This is a genomic window from Streptomyces caniferus (assembly GCF_009811555.1).
Lineage (GTDB): Bacteria > Actinomycetota > Actinomycetes > Streptomycetales > Streptomycetaceae > Streptomyces > Streptomyces caniferus.
This window is the reverse complement of sequence record NZ_BLIN01000004.1, coordinates 56,810-71,097: the sequence shown is the minus strand read 5'-3', so window position 1 is coordinate 71,097 and position 14,288 is coordinate 56,810. Positions and strand designations below refer to the sequence as shown.

Sequence of the window (14,288 nt, the reverse complement as noted above, 5' to 3'; positions counted from 1 at the left end):
CTGGCTGGGGTGGCCGATGGGTACTGCGCCATGCGCAGAGCGGATACCCGGATGCTTACCCTCGTCGGATACCCGGCAGGTGCGCCGCGGGGCGAGGTGTGGTCATGGGGACATCCGTGCGCGGGTGTGTGGCCGACTCCGGCACTTCGGCTATCGGCCATCGGCCACGGCGCCGATCGGCCATGGCCGATTCGATGGAGCGAGGTTCGTCGGCCTATCGGCCACGGCCCGCCGTGGCCCTGTGACGCGTGCCGGCCGTGGCCGATGCTGTGGCTCGGCGACACGGCCGGTCGGTCACATGCGGTGGGTGACCGACCTCAGATGCGACCGGCCCTGCTGTCGCTCGCGAGCCTGCTTGACCTCCTTGGCCGCGGCGACCGCGCGCTGGCCCGTTCGCGGGGCTACTTCCAGTCGACGAGCAACCTCTGCACCAGACAGCTTCTTACCGGTGGCCTCCGCCTCGATCAGCCATTGCACCACCTGCTCGATCCTCTGCTCCTCGGGGTCGAGCTCTTGCTGCTCCGCTTGCAGCTTTCGCGCTGTGGCCTCACCGGTGTCCTGAGAGGCGGTCTCCCACAGTTCAGGCTGGCCGGTGGTCTCGGGCACGCGCGAGGGCGGGATCGTTGGCGGTCGATCTGAAGCCGCGACGTCTGTCTTACCGCTCGCGCCCTGTCCAGTGGCCGAGGAATCCGGATGCTGCGCATCCTGCCCTCCGGTGGCCGACGCTGTGGCCACCGGTTCCGGAAGCGGGGCTGAAGGGGCTGGCGCGGGGCTGGCCGGCTCGTGCTCGACCAGGCTCCTGTACGTGGGCTGGCCGGTACCGGAAACCTGCCACTGCTCAGGCTCAGGCTTGGGGTCGACCACGTCCATGGCACCACCAGTCGCGGCGGGGTGTTCCCGGCGCAGCTCTTGCAGGGCGGGACGAAGCGTGGCTTCGGGAAGCGGGCCGTCTGTCTCTGGGTCGGTGATGCCAGCGTCGGCGAGGTACAGGGCGAATTGCCGAGAGTTGGGGTGGCTGCCGTTCAGCGCGAGGTAGGCGCGGAAGGCTTCGGCTAGATCAGCGGTGCCGACTGTCGGCTCGGGCGTCTCCCTCGCGCTGACGACTGCGGCTGCTGGGCTGGTCCCCTCGTCCCGGCGGCCGGCCAGTTCGGTGGTGTATGCGGGTGCGCCGGGGGAGTACTGGGGGTCATCGGCCGATGCCAGCTCGGCGGGAGCCTGGTCCGCCAGGTCCTCAATCGGAGTCTCGATGCCCGCCGCGGCGAGACCAGCCGGTGCGGTCTTCACCAGCGGTACGCCGTACCGGGCGAGCCGCAGGGGCATCAGGGACTCCACGGGAGCCTTACGGCGCCAACCCCGCCCGAACCGCGAACGCAGACGCGCCTGGTACACCAGCCGCTCCTGCTCCAGCTTGATCACCGCGTCGTAGGACCGCAGCTCCCACAGCTTCATCCGCCGCCACAACAGGAAGGTCGGGACGGGCGACAGCAGCCAGCGCGTGATCCGCACACCCTCCATGTGCTTGTCCGCCGTGATGTCGGTGATCCGCCCGACGGCATGCCGGGCGGCCTCGACGGTGACGACGAACAGCACCGGGATGACGGCATGCATCCCCACGCCGAGCACGTCCGGCCAGGCCGCAGCGCCGTTGAACGCCACCGTCGCGACCGTCAGCAGCCACGCTGCCTGCCGCAACAGCGGGAAGGGCATGCGGATCCAGGTCAGCAGCAGATCCAGGGCGAGCAGGACGCAGATGCCCGCGTCGATGCCGATGGGGAAGAAGTAGGCGAAGGAGCCGAAGCCCTTCTTGAGGGCCAGCTCGCGCACCGCCGCGTAGGAGCCGGCGAAGCCGATGGCCGCGATCAGGGCCGCCCCTGCGATCACCACGCCGATCAGGATCCGGTGAGCCCGGCCGAGTTTCTCCGGCATCCCGCCCTTCACAGTCACGTACTGCTGCCCCTCCTGGTGCGATCCCGTCATGCGAGCGACTTTCACACTCTCACGGCGCATTGCCGGGGAGTCCGGTTCGGCGTACGCGCGATCACGATCGTCAGCAAAAAGTGATCGCCCGTGGGGGGCGGTGAACACGTAAGCGCGCGTCATCAATCTTTACGTCGTAAAGAAGCCGACCCCCGGGATCTGCTCGGGGGCCGGCTTCTTTACGACGTAAAGATCGGGGGTCAGCGGTACAGCTTCATCTGCCGTCCGATCTTGGTGTACGCCACCGCGGCACGGGCCTTGGGGCTGTAGAGGGTCACGGGCTGGGCCGCGGTATACGCCTCCGGGACCTTCACGTCGTCGCTGACGGTCTCCTTCGCCACGATGGAGCCGTACGCCTCGCGCAGCTGCCCCTCGATATCCAGGTAGACCTTGCCCTGGGAGGCGTTGGAGACCCCTTCGCCGATGACCACCCAGTCGAGGCTGTCACGCATTCCGGTGTGGCCGTAGGACCTGTGAATCTCGGTGATCTTGTCTTCGAGCTCGGTGAGCCCGCGGGCTTCCTTCTCTTGCGACTTGGTGCAGCCGATGATCTCGTCTCCGGCGATGAGTGCCCCTATGGTCGCGAGCTTCACGTCACCAGGGCAGTCGACGATGACGATGTCGAAACGGCCACGGAGTTCGGGAAGAAGCCTGAAGAGCCAGAGCTCGCGCGCTGTCTCCCCTGCGAGCTTGTACTCCAGGTGCTCCAGCTTCCTGGACTCCAGGACCAGGTGGAGATTGGGGATTACCTCTTTGGTCTTGCTGTTGAGCGCAGGCACCACAGCCTCGGAGAGCGAGCAGATGCCATCCAGGACGTCATAGAGGGTGGGCAGATCCTCGTCACTGTCGGGGTCGTCGTACCCGCAGAGCCGCGAGAGGTCGCGTTGCTTGTCCATGGGCAGGAAGCAGACTTTCTTGCCTCGTGCCGCAGCTGCATATCCGACTGCGCTGGCGAAAGTCGTCTTCCCTGAGCCTGCGGATCCGTTCGTCGACACCAGTACGCGGGTCTTCCTGCCGGTGTCCTCCGGCAGGGCGGATGGGGCAGTAGTCACGAGGATCTCCGGGGTCAGGCTGTAGACGCAGTCTCGGCCGGCTTGTAGTCAGCGAAGGAGGCCATCCAGTCCAGGTACGCGCGGACGTGGGGGCTGTCTCCGGTGACGGTGTCGGTCATTTGCAGTTCACAGTGTGCCAGGGCCAGAGCGAGCACCGTCTGGTGGCGCGTCTGAACATCGACGGTTTCATCACTCAGGGATGGCAGTTCGAGCGCAGACGCGTCGACACCTGCATCCGTAAGCCAGCGAGCGGCAAGAGCCACAGCATCATCGGGGAGAGCGGGGGACTGCATCGCAATGATCTGCACCCAGCACAGGTCACCAGCAGCTGCTGCGACGGCCGTAGCGCACGCCTCTCGGCGTGTGATGGACTCCTGGTCCAGGCCCCCTTCTCCTGCACCGGGCCGACCCTGCGCAGGGACCTTCGCACGCGGCTTCTGTGAAGCCCCACCCTTCTGCCCCTTCTTGGGCTTGGGCTCTGCGGCCCGGTCGGCCGCCAGGCGACGCTCGGCTTCCCACGCTTGCAGTTGCAGGTCCCTGTCCTTGATTTTGCCGAGCGCCCGAGCCAGCTCGATGGTCATGCCGTCGGCACGCGCTTCCAGCGCCTCGCGGACCTCCGGCTGAAGGTTGTGCAGGCGTCGGCGCTGAGAGACCCACCCTGCGGACTTACCCAGTTGCGCCGCGACAGCGTCGTAAGTGCCGAATTCGGCCTTGAGCTCTTCGATCGTCGCCAGTTCCTCAAGCGGCTTGAGTTCTTCCCGGGCGAGGTTCTCTGTGGCTGCCGCCACGAGGATGTCCTTGCGCGTCTGCGCCCTGGTGTTGACCAGCACAGGCAGTTCGCTGAGACCAGCATGACGTGCAGCGCTCAGGCGGCGGTTTCCGCCGATGACCACATAGCGTGCCTCGCCGATCTCGTCACTGCACTCCGGGAACGCCGTACGGAAGACGGCCACCGGGACCACGGCGAGAGGCTGCAACACACCCGACGTGGCGTACGTGTCGGCGAGACCCTCGATGCCTTCGAGCTTTCCTCGTGCGTTGCGCGGATTATGCGCGAGCTCCGAGAGAGCAACTACCGGACTGCCGACGGCACCGGCCTGTTCGGCTTCGAGGCGCCGACGCTCCTCTTCCTTCTTACGTCGACGTTCCGCTACGGAAAGCCCGTCGTTCTGCGCGCCGGCCATTCACCGCTCCCGAGATGGTGCTGATTGACTCCGACCAGGAGCTTAACGACCGCCGTCGCCAGAAGGGGCCGAGCCCCGGTCTTTACGCCGTAAAGATGCCCTAGTGGCACCACAGCCCCCTCATCCGTAGACATGGATCGCCTGTGCGGCGATCTGACGGCCTGGCAGGCGCATCAAGGTCGCGTCACACCAGCCACTTCAAGTTCGGCCGCGCATGGCCCCGTTCTGGCGGTCACCTTTTGGGCGATGAGGGCGAAAATTACCGTTTCAGCCATTAGTTGCCCCGCGCGCGCTAAGCCGTTTGCAGCTGTGGGGTAGCAGTGCGGGCCGACTCGCCCCGCCCTCGAGGGCTCAACTCTCCGTACGTGCACCTAAAACGCACGAAGGCCCGTGCCGCTGCATCGCTCGCAGAGGCACGGGCCTTCGTGGGGCCAGGTTTGGACATTCTCAGTGTGCCCAGATCGTCGACACCTGATCCCCTTATGCCGTCGCGGCACCCGCCCCTTCGACGGCGGCCGCCAGGAGCACAGCGGCGTCGGTCTCGTACGGGTCGTTGTAGGCGGCGCGGTCGCTGACGTCGAACGGTGCGGCCACCGCCCGCGCCGCGAGCCCCGGCGTGGCGGTGTCCGCCTCCCCTTCCACCTTGGCGTTGAGGCGGGCGGCGTCACGGTCGGCGTGCCGGACCTGGGTGTAGGGCCCGAGGCGGAGCAGCGTGTAGCAGGTGCCGTCGCTGCGTCGGGCTTCGACGTGGACGCCGTAGTGAGCGGGGGCCATACCGACGTCGTCGGGAAGGGGCAGGTCCGCGGCGGCGTGGGTGAGCATGGCGTAGGCCGGCTGCCAGACGTCGAGGATCGCGGCCGTCTCGCAGCGCAGCCAGCCCTTGTCGGTGTAGCCGAGGTTGTGGCCGTGGAGGTAGGCCGCGGCGTGCGGGGTGTCGGGGTGGGCCAGGGAGACGGCGATCAGGTCGGGGCCGTGGTCGTCGCCGGAACGGGGGCGTGCGCGTTCGATGAATGGGCCGACCTTCACGGCGACGTCTTGGGCGCAGCCGGGGGTCCAGAGCTCTGGGTGGCGCACGGCGGCGAGCATCGCGCGGAACGCGTCGACGACGGCCTGGTCCTCGGCAGACAGGGCGCTGGGGGCGTTGCCGCAGCGGCGGAGCATACGACGGATCATCAGGCGGTCTCCTGCTCGGTGTCGGGGCTGGCGGGCGTCTTGAGAACGCGTGGCAGATGGACGTGGAGGTGCTCGACTTCGACCTCGCGGCCGCGGTCCCGGAGCGCTCGGGCCAGGAGCTCCGTAAGGCCGCTGGCACGGTGCCGGCCGCCGGCACATCCGATGGCGATGCGGCGGGGGCCGGCGGGCAGAGTCGCGTAGTCCGCGAGGTTGTTGAGCAGTTCGCGGGCGCCGGGGGTGTTCAGGACGACGTCCTGGACGCGGGGGTCAAGGCCGTCGAGGTCGAGGATGTCGCGGGCTGCGGCCGGGTCGCGGAGCCGGTCGCGGACGTCCTCGATCCGGTCGGCGGCGGGCGGGACGGGGGAGCCGTCGGGGCCGGTCGGCAGGTGCAGGTAGCCGAAGGAGGTCAGGCGGAGCGGGTGGGTCGGGCGCATGAAGGGCGCCTCCGTTTCGCTGATGGGGAGCAGGCGGTGGAGCGGCGCGACTGGCCAGGTGCGTCGGGCGCAGCGCTCCGGGTGGTGCTGCTGGGTAGTGGTGTTGGTGTTCTAGGTGCGCTGGGTGGCAGCGTGACCATCGGTGAGCACCAGGAGTTCGCGGTTGCGCCGCTGCTGCTGGGGCGTGAGCGGCCGGGGCTGCGGGCCCTGCCGGTGCCAGAGCGGCGAGGCGGCCGGCTCGGGGTAGGCGAGGGCGTGGTCGGCATCGCGCCGGGTGCTGTTCATCGAGCCGCCCGCAGGTTCGGCAACTGTTGGAGCACCTGTGCCACCAGTTCCTCGGTGGGCTTCCAGGGTCCGAGCTGCCCGCGCGCGGGGATCGGCAGGGCGAGGGCCTGGACGTCCGAGAGCTCCAGGTGCCACGCGCCGGGCTCCGCCCACGGCGTGCATCGCAGGGAGTCGGCCGGGTCCTGGTGGCAGCCCGTCAGCCGGGCTACTCCGATCACGGTGCCGGTGGCCAGCGCGCGGCCGCGGATCGTACGGGCGACCAGCGGCAGGCGCAGGGCGGGGCGGTCGATGCTCTGGCTCGCGTGGAGGAGCAGCCAGCCTCGCCAGGACCAGGGCCGCGGGCGGTTCTCGATCGTTTTCGCTCCGGCGACGATGCACTCGGCGTGCGGGTGCTTGATGGTGATGCCGCGGATCCAGGTGCCCGGGTGGGCCGGGGCGTGTAGGCGTCCGGTGGAGGCCATACTGGTCTCTCCCTCTCTCGTCTCGAACGGGGTGGGTGGTCCGGGGCGGCCGATGGTTTTCCGGCCTGGTGGCCGTCCCGGGCGGAAGCTCCTGCCGCGAAGTCGCCTTCGTGTTGCTTGCGTTGAGGAGCCACTGCGACCGCCCCGACCTCTGCTTTGGCGGGTAGGGGCGGCACAGAGTGCGCTCAACGCCTGTCAGTTGATCGCCTCGAGGGCGTTGCGCAGGTGTGTACGCGCATGGGCCAGGAGCGTCGCCTGGTCGTCCTCGGCGCGGTTCAGCGCGTCGGTGAGGTACGTGGTAGCGGCGTCAAGCTCCTCCTCGGCCTCCTGCAGACTGCCCAGGCTGGCGCTGCCCAGGACGTTCCGGACGCGGTCGATCAAGTCGATGAAGTCGGCCGGGGAGGGGGCCTGCGGCGTGCCCTCCGCGATGAAGGTGGCGAGGTCCGCGCTGAAGCATGCGGCGAGCGCGGTGAAGGTGTGGGGGTGGGTCTGGGTGTCCATGAGTGTCTCCTCAGTAGTTGAGCTGGACGGTGATCGGCGTACGAGGGTCGCCGCGGTGGGTGTGGACGGTGCGGCGGTGCGCCGCGAGGCCGGCGCTCCCGCCCTGGATGGGCAGGTGGCAGGTCGGGCAGCCGCCACCACTCGTCTCCGGCCGGGAGGTCAGCCGGGGTGAGCGGGTGCGGCCCGGGGGCGGCGCGGCTCACGCGCGGACCGCGTCGGCGTACTGCTGCTCCAGGTCGGCGCGGCCTTCGGGGTCGTCCTGGTCGTCGGTCTCCTGGTCGATGTCGTCGAACCCGCCGTGGATGGGGCAGACGGTGTCCGGGTCGCCGTCCATCTCGCCGCTGAGCGCCCGATGTAGGCAGCTGATGCTGTAGGCGGGCGCCCACGCGTAGCTTTTGCATTCCGGGTCGAACGGGCAGGGCAGGGCGACGTCGAAGCCGACGTCGCCCTTGCCGTCGACGTTCTGCCGCAGGGCGAGGGTGAGGTACTGCTGGCCGAGGCGGATCTCCGCCACCCGGTCACCACCCGCGATGTCGCAGCCGGGCTTCCACCGCCACATGCGCAAGATCTCCGGGCCAAAGCTGCGGCGGGGGAGGAGGAGGTCGCCCAGGCCGTCACTGCCGTCCAATCCGAGATCGGCGTTGCGGGCCTCGCTCAGGCGCCGCAGGTAGGGCTCCAGGCGGTACAGGCTGTCGGCGAACAGAACCTGGTTGAAGCCCTCCGACGCGAGGCTCGCGTGGGAGGCGACCATCGCCTTGTGCTGGGCGCGGACGGTGTCTTCGGGCACCGCCCGGTTGGCCGGCCTCGGCTTCTGCCGGTCGACGCAGACCTCGGCCGGGCTGGCGACGACCAACGCGACGGCGGGCATCTGGTGCCGCTTGGCGGCGGCGATCAGGTTGGCTCGCACCCACTGTTCGACGTTGGTCGCGTCGATGACGGTGTTGAGGCGCCGCGCCATGCGGCGCTCCAGGATGACAGCCAGCGCGTCGGCGGCATCATTCGTGACGTCCGCGTCCTGGCAGCCGGGGTCGTCGCTCACGTCACCCCGCAGGGCGTCGAGGGAGAGAACCTGGGTATCGGGCCAGGTGGCAGCGAGGGTGGACTTCCCGGCGCCGGAGGCCCCGATCAAGACCACGAGCGCGTTGTCCGGCAGGTTCGAGCGGAGCGGCGAGTTCATGAGGTGCGTTCTCCTTGCAGGTCAAGAGCACAAGTGGCGGGACAGGCACGGCTGTTGCTCAGGCGGCGGGGGGGGAGGCAGGGGGGCGGCCAGGTGACGTCCGTTGGCCGCCCCCGCGGTCATCGCGTGGTGGCCTTGGTGGTGGCGATAAGGGCGGCGACGGTCTCCCAGCCGTGGTGCCACGAGCTGTCGAGGTGGAAAGCGCCGTTGATGCCGAAGTCGGCCAGCTTGTAGAAGTTGCCCTTGCCGGTCTTGGTGGCGATCTTTTCCAGCAGGCCCTTGCCCGGGACGCGGCGGTCGGCGGCGTAGTGGGTGCCGAAGGACACCGCCAGCGCGACGGCCGCGGCGGCGGGGTGGACCCGGATGCCGAGCGCGCGGGCGCCGGCCCCGGCGACGATTGCCTGCGTGGCCGTGTAGGTCAGGCAGTGGTGCAGGCACGCCTTGCGGCCGTCGGCCGTGCCGTGGGTGGACTTCTCCTTCGTCTGCGGGTCCTCGTAGGTGACCGGGTGGTCGTCGGAGGCGCCCTTCACGCGGGCGCAGAAATCGTCCTGGACCCAGAAATCTCCGATCTTGCTTCCGGCGCGGGTCAGTCCGAGCAGGGCGGCGAAGACGTCGGGACGGTGCATGCTGGTGTCTCTCCTGATCTCGAATGGGGTGAAGGGGAGCGGGCGGCCGGCCTTTGCCGGTGCTGCGGTCGCCCGCTGGTCCCGCCCCTGGCCTGTGTGGCCGGGGGCGGGGTCGGTCAGAACGGGGGCTGGTCCCGCCAGGCCGGGATGGGCAGGAGCCGGATACGGAGCTCGCGCCGGTCGGACCAGCAGCCGCACGCCTCCATCTCCGGGAAGGCGCCTCCGACCCACCAGCCGCCCTCTCCGTGGCAGCGCGAACAGGAGCGGCGGGCCTTGGGCGTGAGCTCGATTCGGTGCCGGTCGACGAACAACGACCAGTTGCCGGCCTTGAGCACGGCGGTGGCCGTCGCCACAGCGACGGGCACGGCCGCGAGCAGCAGGGCGGCGGGCAGGCGCCGGGCGGTCACGAGAGCGGGATGGCCCGGCCGATGCCGGCGTGGTCGTTGGCTCCGCTGCGGATCCTGCGGAGGTGGTCCTGCTCGGGGGTCATGCAGGGGCAGGGCGGGTCGTCCAGGCCCTGGCGGCCGAGATTGCCGCTGCCGCCGCATGCGGCACAGCAGCCGTCTGCGGCGGGGTCCAGCGCCCAGTTGTGCCCGCAGCGGCGGCAGCGGGCACAGGGGGCGCTGTCGTCGGTGTGGGGGATGGGCAGGTCGTAGTCCTCGACGTCGGCGATCTGACAGCTGGGGCAGAAGCGGGGCGGCGGGCCGGGCGGTACGGGGCCGTCCAGGAGGGCGATGATGTGGGCGCCCAGGGCCCACGCCTCCGCGCTCTCGCGGATGTCCAGGCGGGAGATCGTCGCCTGGATCTCGATGCTCTGGCGCCGGAAGACATTGACGGCGAGCTGCAGCTGCTCCAGCTCCTGGGCGGCGGTGTCGGCTCGGCGCTTCTCGGCGACGGACCGGTCATGGAGTTCATGCATCGAGCGGTAGAGCCGACGGAGCTGCTGGCGGAGCTGGGGCCTACGGATGATGAGGAACATGGTGGGGCCCTTCAGATAGTGATCTGGTTGACGAGGTTGAGTGCGCCTGCCGACGGCGGTTCGTCGGCGGGCGCGGGAGCCGGCGATCCGGGGAGCCGGGGCGAGGACCAGGCAAGGCGTCAGGTCTCAGCAGGTACCGCGGTCTGCAGCCGGTGAACGGCCCCCGTCTGCGGGGAGGCAGCGAGTCGCGTGCGCGAGGATTTCGGCGTGGTCGAACGCGAGGTGGGGGAGCGCGTCCTGGGGCCACCAGTGGGCGGCGGTGGCGTCGTCCCCTGCCATCGGTGAGACGGGTGAGGGCAGGGTGGCCGTGTAGGCGACGCTGACGTACCGGCCGCGGGGGTCGCGTCCGGGGGCGTCGTAGGCGCCTACCTGCCGGAGGTCGGCGACCGGGACGGTGATGCCGGTCTCCTCCTCCAGTTCGCGCGCCGCGGCGGCCAGGCTGGTCTCTCCCCTGTCCACATGGCCGCCGGGCAGGGCCCACTGGCCCTTGAACGGGTCCCAGCCCCGCTCGATCAGCAGGACGTTGCCGGCGGCGAGCAAGACGACGTCGGCGGTGTAGCGAATCGTCTCGTCGGTGGTGTCGGTGGGCACGGTCGGAGGTCCTTTCGGTCAGGCGGCCAGCCGGTGCTTGGCCGGGGGAGCGATGTAGGTGCGCGGGTCGGCGGGAGTGCCGTCGTGGCACTCCAGGCAGTTGCCGAGTGTTTTGAGCGGGAGGCACGTGAAGTACCGGCGCGAGCAGCGAGGGCAGGTCTGGCGGGCTGCCATCGCTTTGTCGAGCGCGGCCTCCTTGCCGAGCGTCATCGGGCGCACGGGCTTGGCGAGGTCGATCCGGTAGAGGTACGCGTACCGGCGGCCGTTGCGGCACAGGATTTGCGCGGCGATCGGCTGGCCGCCGATGCGCAGGCCGAGAGCGCGCAGTTGGCGGCGGGTGGCCAGGCCGTCATTGGCCGGGGCCATCCGCCAGGGGTAGGTGGGGAGGCCGCCGTGGTGCTCACCGGTTGGGTCGAAGTCGCGTGCACGCACTGGCTTTTGCCTCCGGGTGAGGTGGTGGTCTCGCTCGGTACGCATCCACCATGCTGTAAACGGGTTTCGCCTGTCAACACGTTTACAGGCGAAAGGCGTTGACAGGTTTTGGCCTGGGCCCGATCCTCGAGGGCATGACGAACACACCTCCCGAGCACGTCGGCGTCACCGAGATCGGGGAGATGCTGAGCGTGAGCCGCCAGCGGGCCAACAAGCTGGTGGCGCGCGCCGACTTCCCCGCTCCGGTCGCCCAGACGAAGGCAGGCAGAGTCTGGGAGCGTGCCGCTGTCGTGACGTGGGAGAAGGGGTGGGACCGGACGAACGTCGGCGGCCGGCCGCCGAGAGCCGCCCAGGAGTAGCTCGGGCCCATCACCAGTTGCGCCGCACGGATATGCCTTCGTGCGGCGCAATTGCCGTTTCCGATGGATTCGACGTCAACTCATCAGCTGGCTGCGCAGTTGGTGGGACAGAGGCCGGGCGGCCTGTCCGGTCCTCGGCAGCCACGGGGCGGCCGAGAACCAGGCAGGGCGTCGGGTCAGCGCGGACTGGAACGGCGCGCCCCCCGCATGGGAAGGGCGCCGTTGTGTGGCCGCGGTTATGCGGCCTCGTCGCTGGCCTTCTCTGGTCGGCCGCCCAGGGCCACCTTCGAGGCTTTCCCTTCCTTGATCCGGTGGATCTTTCCTGCCTTCTCCAGCTTGTTCAGCACGTTCGCGAAGGTCGACTCCGCCACCCCGCAGGCGGCCTGCAGTTGGCCCCGCTCCACGTAGTCGATGTCGTCGGGGACGATCTCGTCGCCCTCGTCGACCATGTCCACGTACATGGGGTCGGACTCGTCGCGGAGGGCGGCCAGGACCTTCTCCTCCGACGTCAGCTCCTTGGCCTTCGGGAGGTCGACGCCAGCGAACGAGGCGGGGGCTTCGTCGGATCCGCCGCCGTCGTCCTTCTCCTCGAAGCCGGGGATGGGGGTCTGGGCCAGCTCCTCCATGTGCGCCTGGTCGCCCCACCAAGGGACGTCGACCGGGGCCATGATGTTCTCCGGCCGGATGTGCTCGGTGGCGTCCTCCAGGGTGTCGATCCGCATCATGCCGGCGCGCCCGCCCGGTGCCGCGATGTAGCCCAGGCCGAAGGTGCGGCGCGGGTCCGACTCCTCCATGGTCGGGTCGTACACCAGCGCGTCGTCGTCCTCCACCCATACCGGCGGGATCAGGGAGGGGTCCAGGCCCTCGAAGCCGGGAGGAAGGTCGCCCAGGTTCACCTGGTCGCTGTCAGTGCGGAGGATGATCCAGGTTCCGCCGGCCAGGAGGTTGGCGCGGATCGCCTGCTCTCCGCCCAACTGGTCAAGGTTCACGGTCTGGTTGATCAGGATCCAGGGCATGCCCAGGGAGCGGGTCAGAGAGGCGCCGTCCTTGACGATCTTCACGGCCTCCTTGCGGTTCGGTGCGCCCGGGGCCAGCATCTGGGCAGCCTCGTCCAGCAGGGTGGCGCAGTACGGCCGCATCGCGGACGGCTCGAAGTTCTTCAGGTCCAGGCGGGCGGCCTCTTCGATCCGGTGCTGGAGGACCCACCAGGACAGCCGCATGGCGCCCAGGGCGCCGTACTTCGTCAGGCCGCTGTACGCGGCCATCTTCGGAATCGCGGGGTTGCTGGCGCCCTTCGGGTCGCCGTAGATCTGGGCCATCTTGTTGGCGTGGTACGCCAGGCTGATCATCTGTCCCGTGCCTCCCTTGCCGGAGCCGGTGGTACCGGCGATCACGACGTGGAGGGCGCCCAGCTTCCGGTCGAACAGCTGGATCTTCGCGGGGAAGCCGGAGACGATCTTCCCAATGTTGACCCACCCGCCCGGGGTAGCCACCAGAGAGTCCAGGCCCTGGAAGTCGTGGCCGGCCTCCAGCGGGTTGTGGTCCATGACGCGGATGATCGCGCGACGCGGGTCGCGCCGACCCGGCTCGTAGGAGACGAGGTCGATGGAACGGCGGAGCGCGCCGGCCAGCTCCCCGACGTTGACGACGCGGGGGAGCGCGTCCAGGTCGTCGTCGGCCACCACGCGCGCCACCTGGCCGCCGGTGTTCTCGTCCTTGCCGACCTCCTCCAGGTGGGTCTTCGGCAGGACCCGCGCCCGGACTCGCTTCCAGGCGCCCTGAAGGGTGGAGGGGTCCAGCTCCGCGCGCTGGGTGTACCAGACGGTGATGAACGCCTCCCCAGAGTGCGCGCCGAACTTCATGTCGATGTCCTCAACCGAGCGACCGAAGAGGCTGGAGACGGTCTCCTTCGACACGTTCACGGAGTCGCCCAGGGCCGCAGTGATCCGGCCCTCCCAGCGGTCCGCGTAGATCACGACGTCGGACAGGACCTGGTTGCGGTGACGTCCCGTCTTCGGGTCGCTGATCACGCGCCCCCAGGCCGCAATCATCTTGTCGGCCAAGGACACCGGAGCGGGGTCGCCGGCATTGGTCGGGCCGGCCTGTGTCGGCGCCTGCTCCACCTCGACCTTCTGCCGGCCGAAGACGCGGCGAAGGCGCCAGCCGGTGAAGACGACCGCGGCCCACCAGCCCAGCGACAGGATTCCGGGAACGGTGGTCGGCTCGAGGACGCCGGCCATCAGCGCTTCGGAGGTCTCGGCTCCGCCCAGCTGGCCCACGGCCAGGCCCATACCGGTGGTGATCGTGGAGATCCCGATGGTGTCGCGGTGCGCCCGCGCGATGTCGATCCCGGGGAGCTGGTTCGCCCAGCGGCCCAGGCGGTTCATGTAGTTGGCGCCGGCGAACGTCGCACCGGCCAGGAAGCCGGCCCCGACGTAGGCCGCCGCGTTCGGGTCCAGGCTGGGGGCCAGGATGCCCACCCCGACGGGGAGGACGATCTGGAGCGCCGCGGCGGCCCGTTCCGCCGGCTCCGCCTTCGGCACGGTCTTGGTGATGGTGGACATCGGGGGACTCCTGTCTGGACCGGGTGATCAGCAAGGGCGCGGCCGGCCCGTAGGGTGCGATCCCCGGGCCGGCCGCGCCGGTGGTGGGCGGTGCTATTCCTGCTCGAACCAGTCGCGCGACACCTTCTCCAGGCCATCCACGCTGGAGCGGTCGAAGGCTTCCTGGAAGCCGGCGTGGGTGGTGCGGGCCTGGTCGCCGGCCGCCTTCGCGGCCTTCGCGGTGTCGGCCGTCTTCGCCGCGTAGTCGATCGCGCCCTGAGACACCCCGCGGATGACCTTCGCCAGCTCCTGGCATTCGGCCAGGGAGTCGCGGTCGACGGACTTCGCGCCCAGCGCATCCGCGTCGGAGGCGGTGTCGTCGGCCAGGGCTTTGATGTTCTCCGCGGCCGTCTTGACGCCCTCCGCGTTGCGGGCCAGGGCCTTCTCCTTGGCCTGGGTCTTGCGTACGAGGGCCTTGTACGTCAGCTCCGCCATGATCGATCGGTCTCCCGTC

Annotated in this window: 17 protein-coding genes; 1 reads left to right on the top strand and 16 read right to left on the bottom strand. The window is 69.7% G+C overall.

The window, feature by feature from the left end; translation table 11 throughout:
* Positions 1–294 precede the first annotated feature (294 nt).
* The 14 genes from Scani_RS16470 to Scani_RS16405 all read right to left on the bottom strand — a co-directional run bounded on the left by Scani_RS16470 (position 295) and on the right by Scani_RS16405 (position 10,917).
* Positions 295–1,926 (bottom strand): DUF2637 domain-containing protein, encoded by a 1,632-nt coding sequence (locus Scani_RS16470; protein ID WP_159476431.1) that lies wholly within the window; start codon positions 1,924–1,926, stop codon positions 295–297.
* Between the two features lie 251 nt (positions 1,927–2,177).
* Complete coding sequence (locus Scani_RS16465; RefSeq protein ID WP_246295933.1) at positions 2,178–2,972, bottom strand: ParA family protein; 795 nt, start codon at positions 2,970–2,972, stop codon at positions 2,178–2,180.
* A gap of 71 nt (positions 2,973–3,043) precedes the next feature.
* Positions 3,044–4,213: a ParB/RepB/Spo0J family partition protein gene (locus Scani_RS16460; protein WP_159476320.1), complete on the bottom strand. Its 1,170-nt coding sequence runs from the start codon at positions 4,211–4,213 to the stop codon at positions 3,044–3,046.
* 480 nt (positions 4,214–4,693) lie between these two features.
* Complete coding sequence (locus Scani_RS16455; protein WP_159476317.1) at positions 4,694–5,386, bottom strand: hypothetical protein; 693 nt, start codon at positions 5,384–5,386, stop codon at positions 4,694–4,696.
* A complete protein-coding gene (locus tag Scani_RS16450) occupies positions 5,386–5,820 on the bottom strand; it encodes a RapZ C-terminal domain-containing protein (protein ID WP_159476314.1) in 435 nt (144 codons plus the stop codon). Before Scani_RS16450 ends, Scani_RS16455 begins: the two co-directional genes overlap by 1 nt.
* Positions 5,821–5,931: 111 nt before the next feature.
* A complete protein-coding gene (locus Scani_RS39970; RefSeq protein ID WP_167538105.1) occupies positions 5,932–6,105 on the bottom strand; it encodes a hypothetical protein in 174 nt (57 codons plus the stop codon).
* Positions 6,102–6,566: an ASCH domain-containing protein gene (locus Scani_RS16445; protein ID WP_159476310.1), complete on the bottom strand. Its 465-nt coding sequence runs from the start codon at positions 6,564–6,566 to the stop codon at positions 6,102–6,104. Before Scani_RS16445 ends, Scani_RS39970 begins: the two co-directional genes overlap by 4 nt.
* A 195-nt stretch (positions 6,567–6,761) precedes the next feature.
* Positions 6,762–7,067 carry a hypothetical protein gene (locus tag Scani_RS16440; RefSeq protein WP_159476307.1) on the bottom strand — a complete coding sequence of 102 codons (306 nt, stop codon included), beginning with the start codon at positions 7,065–7,067 and terminating at the stop codon, positions 6,762–6,764.
* Positions 7,068–7,266: 199 nt separating this feature from the next.
* A complete protein-coding gene (locus Scani_RS16430) occupies positions 7,267–8,244 on the bottom strand; it encodes an ATP-binding protein (RefSeq protein WP_159476304.1) in 978 nt (325 codons plus the stop codon).
* Positions 8,245–8,363: 119 nt separating this feature from the next.
* Positions 8,364–8,870 carry a hypothetical protein gene (locus Scani_RS16425; RefSeq protein WP_159476301.1) on the bottom strand — a complete coding sequence of 169 codons (507 nt, stop codon included), beginning with the start codon at positions 8,868–8,870 and terminating at the stop codon, positions 8,364–8,366.
* A gap of 116 nt (positions 8,871–8,986) precedes the next feature.
* Positions 8,987–9,277 (bottom strand): hypothetical protein, encoded by a 291-nt coding sequence (locus Scani_RS16420; RefSeq protein ID WP_159476298.1) that lies wholly within the window; start codon positions 9,275–9,277, stop codon positions 8,987–8,989.
* Positions 9,274–9,849 (bottom strand): hypothetical protein, encoded by a 576-nt coding sequence (locus tag Scani_RS16415; protein ID WP_159476295.1) that lies wholly within the window; start codon positions 9,847–9,849, stop codon positions 9,274–9,276. The genes Scani_RS16420 and Scani_RS16415 overlap by 4 nt, the downstream gene beginning before the upstream one ends.
* Positions 9,850–9,975: 126 nt before the next feature.
* Positions 9,976–10,440 carry an NUDIX domain-containing protein gene (locus Scani_RS16410; RefSeq protein WP_159476292.1) on the bottom strand — a complete coding sequence of 155 codons (465 nt, stop codon included), beginning with the start codon at positions 10,438–10,440 and terminating at the stop codon, positions 9,976–9,978.
* Between the two features lie 18 nt (positions 10,441–10,458).
* Entirely contained in the window at positions 10,459–10,917 is a 459-nt protein-coding gene (locus Scani_RS16405; RefSeq protein ID WP_159476287.1) for an RRQRL motif-containing zinc-binding protein, read from the bottom strand.
* Between the two features lie 89 nt (positions 10,918–11,006).
* Between Scani_RS16405 and Scani_RS16400 the strand changes: the two genes are divergently transcribed.
* Positions 11,007–11,231: a helix-turn-helix transcriptional regulator gene (locus Scani_RS16400; RefSeq protein WP_159476284.1), complete on the top strand. Its 225-nt coding sequence runs from the start codon at positions 11,007–11,009 to the stop codon at positions 11,229–11,231.
* A 236-nt stretch (positions 11,232–11,467) separates the two neighbouring features.
* Here the strand turns inward: Scani_RS16400 and Scani_RS16395 are convergent, their stop codons facing one another.
* Positions 11,468–13,795 carry a hypothetical protein gene (locus Scani_RS16395; protein WP_159476281.1) on the bottom strand — a complete coding sequence of 776 codons (2,328 nt, stop codon included), beginning with the start codon at positions 13,793–13,795 and terminating at the stop codon, positions 11,468–11,470.
* Positions 13,796–13,888: 93 nt separating this feature from the next.
* The gene (locus tag Scani_RS16390; protein WP_159476278.1) at positions 13,889–14,269 is read right to left on the bottom strand and encodes a hypothetical protein; all 381 of its coding nucleotides are present in this window, start codon (positions 14,267–14,269) and stop codon (positions 13,889–13,891) included.
* Positions 14,270–14,288: the final 19 nt, after the last annotated feature.

What these genes read in the sequence shown, in the direction of transcription:
- Scani_RS16395 (WP_159476281.1), bottom strand. Translation starts at nt 13,795, where the DNA reads ATGTCCACCATCACCAAGACCGTGCCGAAGGCGGAGCCGGCGGAACGG.
- Scani_RS16460 (WP_159476320.1), bottom strand. Translation starts at nt 4,213, where the DNA reads ATGGCCGGCGCGCAGAACGACGGGCTTTCCGTAGCGGAACGTCGACGT.
- Scani_RS16415 (WP_159476295.1), bottom strand. Translation starts at nt 9,849, where the DNA reads ATGTTCCTCATCATCCGTAGGCCCCAGCTCCGCCAGCAGCTCCGTCGG.
- Scani_RS16405 (WP_159476287.1), bottom strand. Translation starts at nt 10,917, where the DNA reads ATGCGTACCGAGCGAGACCACCACCTCACCCGGAGGCAAAAGCCAGTG.
- Scani_RS16425 (WP_159476301.1), bottom strand. Translation starts at nt 8,870, where the DNA reads ATGCACCGTCCCGACGTCTTCGCCGCCCTGCTCGGACTGACCCGCGCC.
- Scani_RS39970 (WP_167538105.1), bottom strand. Translation starts at nt 6,105, where the DNA reads ATGAACAGCACCCGGCGCGATGCCGACCACGCCCTCGCCTACCCCGAG.
- Scani_RS16470 (WP_159476431.1), bottom strand. Translation starts at nt 1,926, where the DNA reads ATGCCGGAGAAACTCGGCCGGGCTCACCGGATCCTGATCGGCGTGGTG.
- Scani_RS16450 (WP_159476314.1), bottom strand. Translation starts at nt 5,820, where the DNA reads ATGCGCCCGACCCACCCGCTCCGCCTGACCTCCTTCGGCTACCTGCAC.
- Scani_RS16445 (WP_159476310.1), bottom strand. Translation starts at nt 6,566, where the DNA reads ATGGCCTCCACCGGACGCCTACACGCCCCGGCCCACCCGGGCACCTGG.
- Scani_RS16430 (WP_159476304.1), bottom strand. Translation starts at nt 8,244, where the DNA reads ATGAACTCGCCGCTCCGCTCGAACCTGCCGGACAACGCGCTCGTGGTC.
- Scani_RS16455 (WP_159476317.1), bottom strand. Translation starts at nt 5,386, where the DNA reads ATGATCCGTCGTATGCTCCGCCGCTGCGGCAACGCCCCCAGCGCCCTG.
- Scani_RS16400 (WP_159476284.1), top strand. Translation starts at nt 11,007, where the DNA reads ATGACGAACACACCTCCCGAGCACGTCGGCGTCACCGAGATCGGGGAG.
- Scani_RS16390 (WP_159476278.1), bottom strand. Translation starts at nt 14,269, where the DNA reads ATGGCGGAGCTGACGTACAAGGCCCTCGTACGCAAGACCCAGGCCAAG.
- Scani_RS16440 (WP_159476307.1), bottom strand. Translation starts at nt 7,067, where the DNA reads ATGGACACCCAGACCCACCCCCACACCTTCACCGCGCTCGCCGCATGC.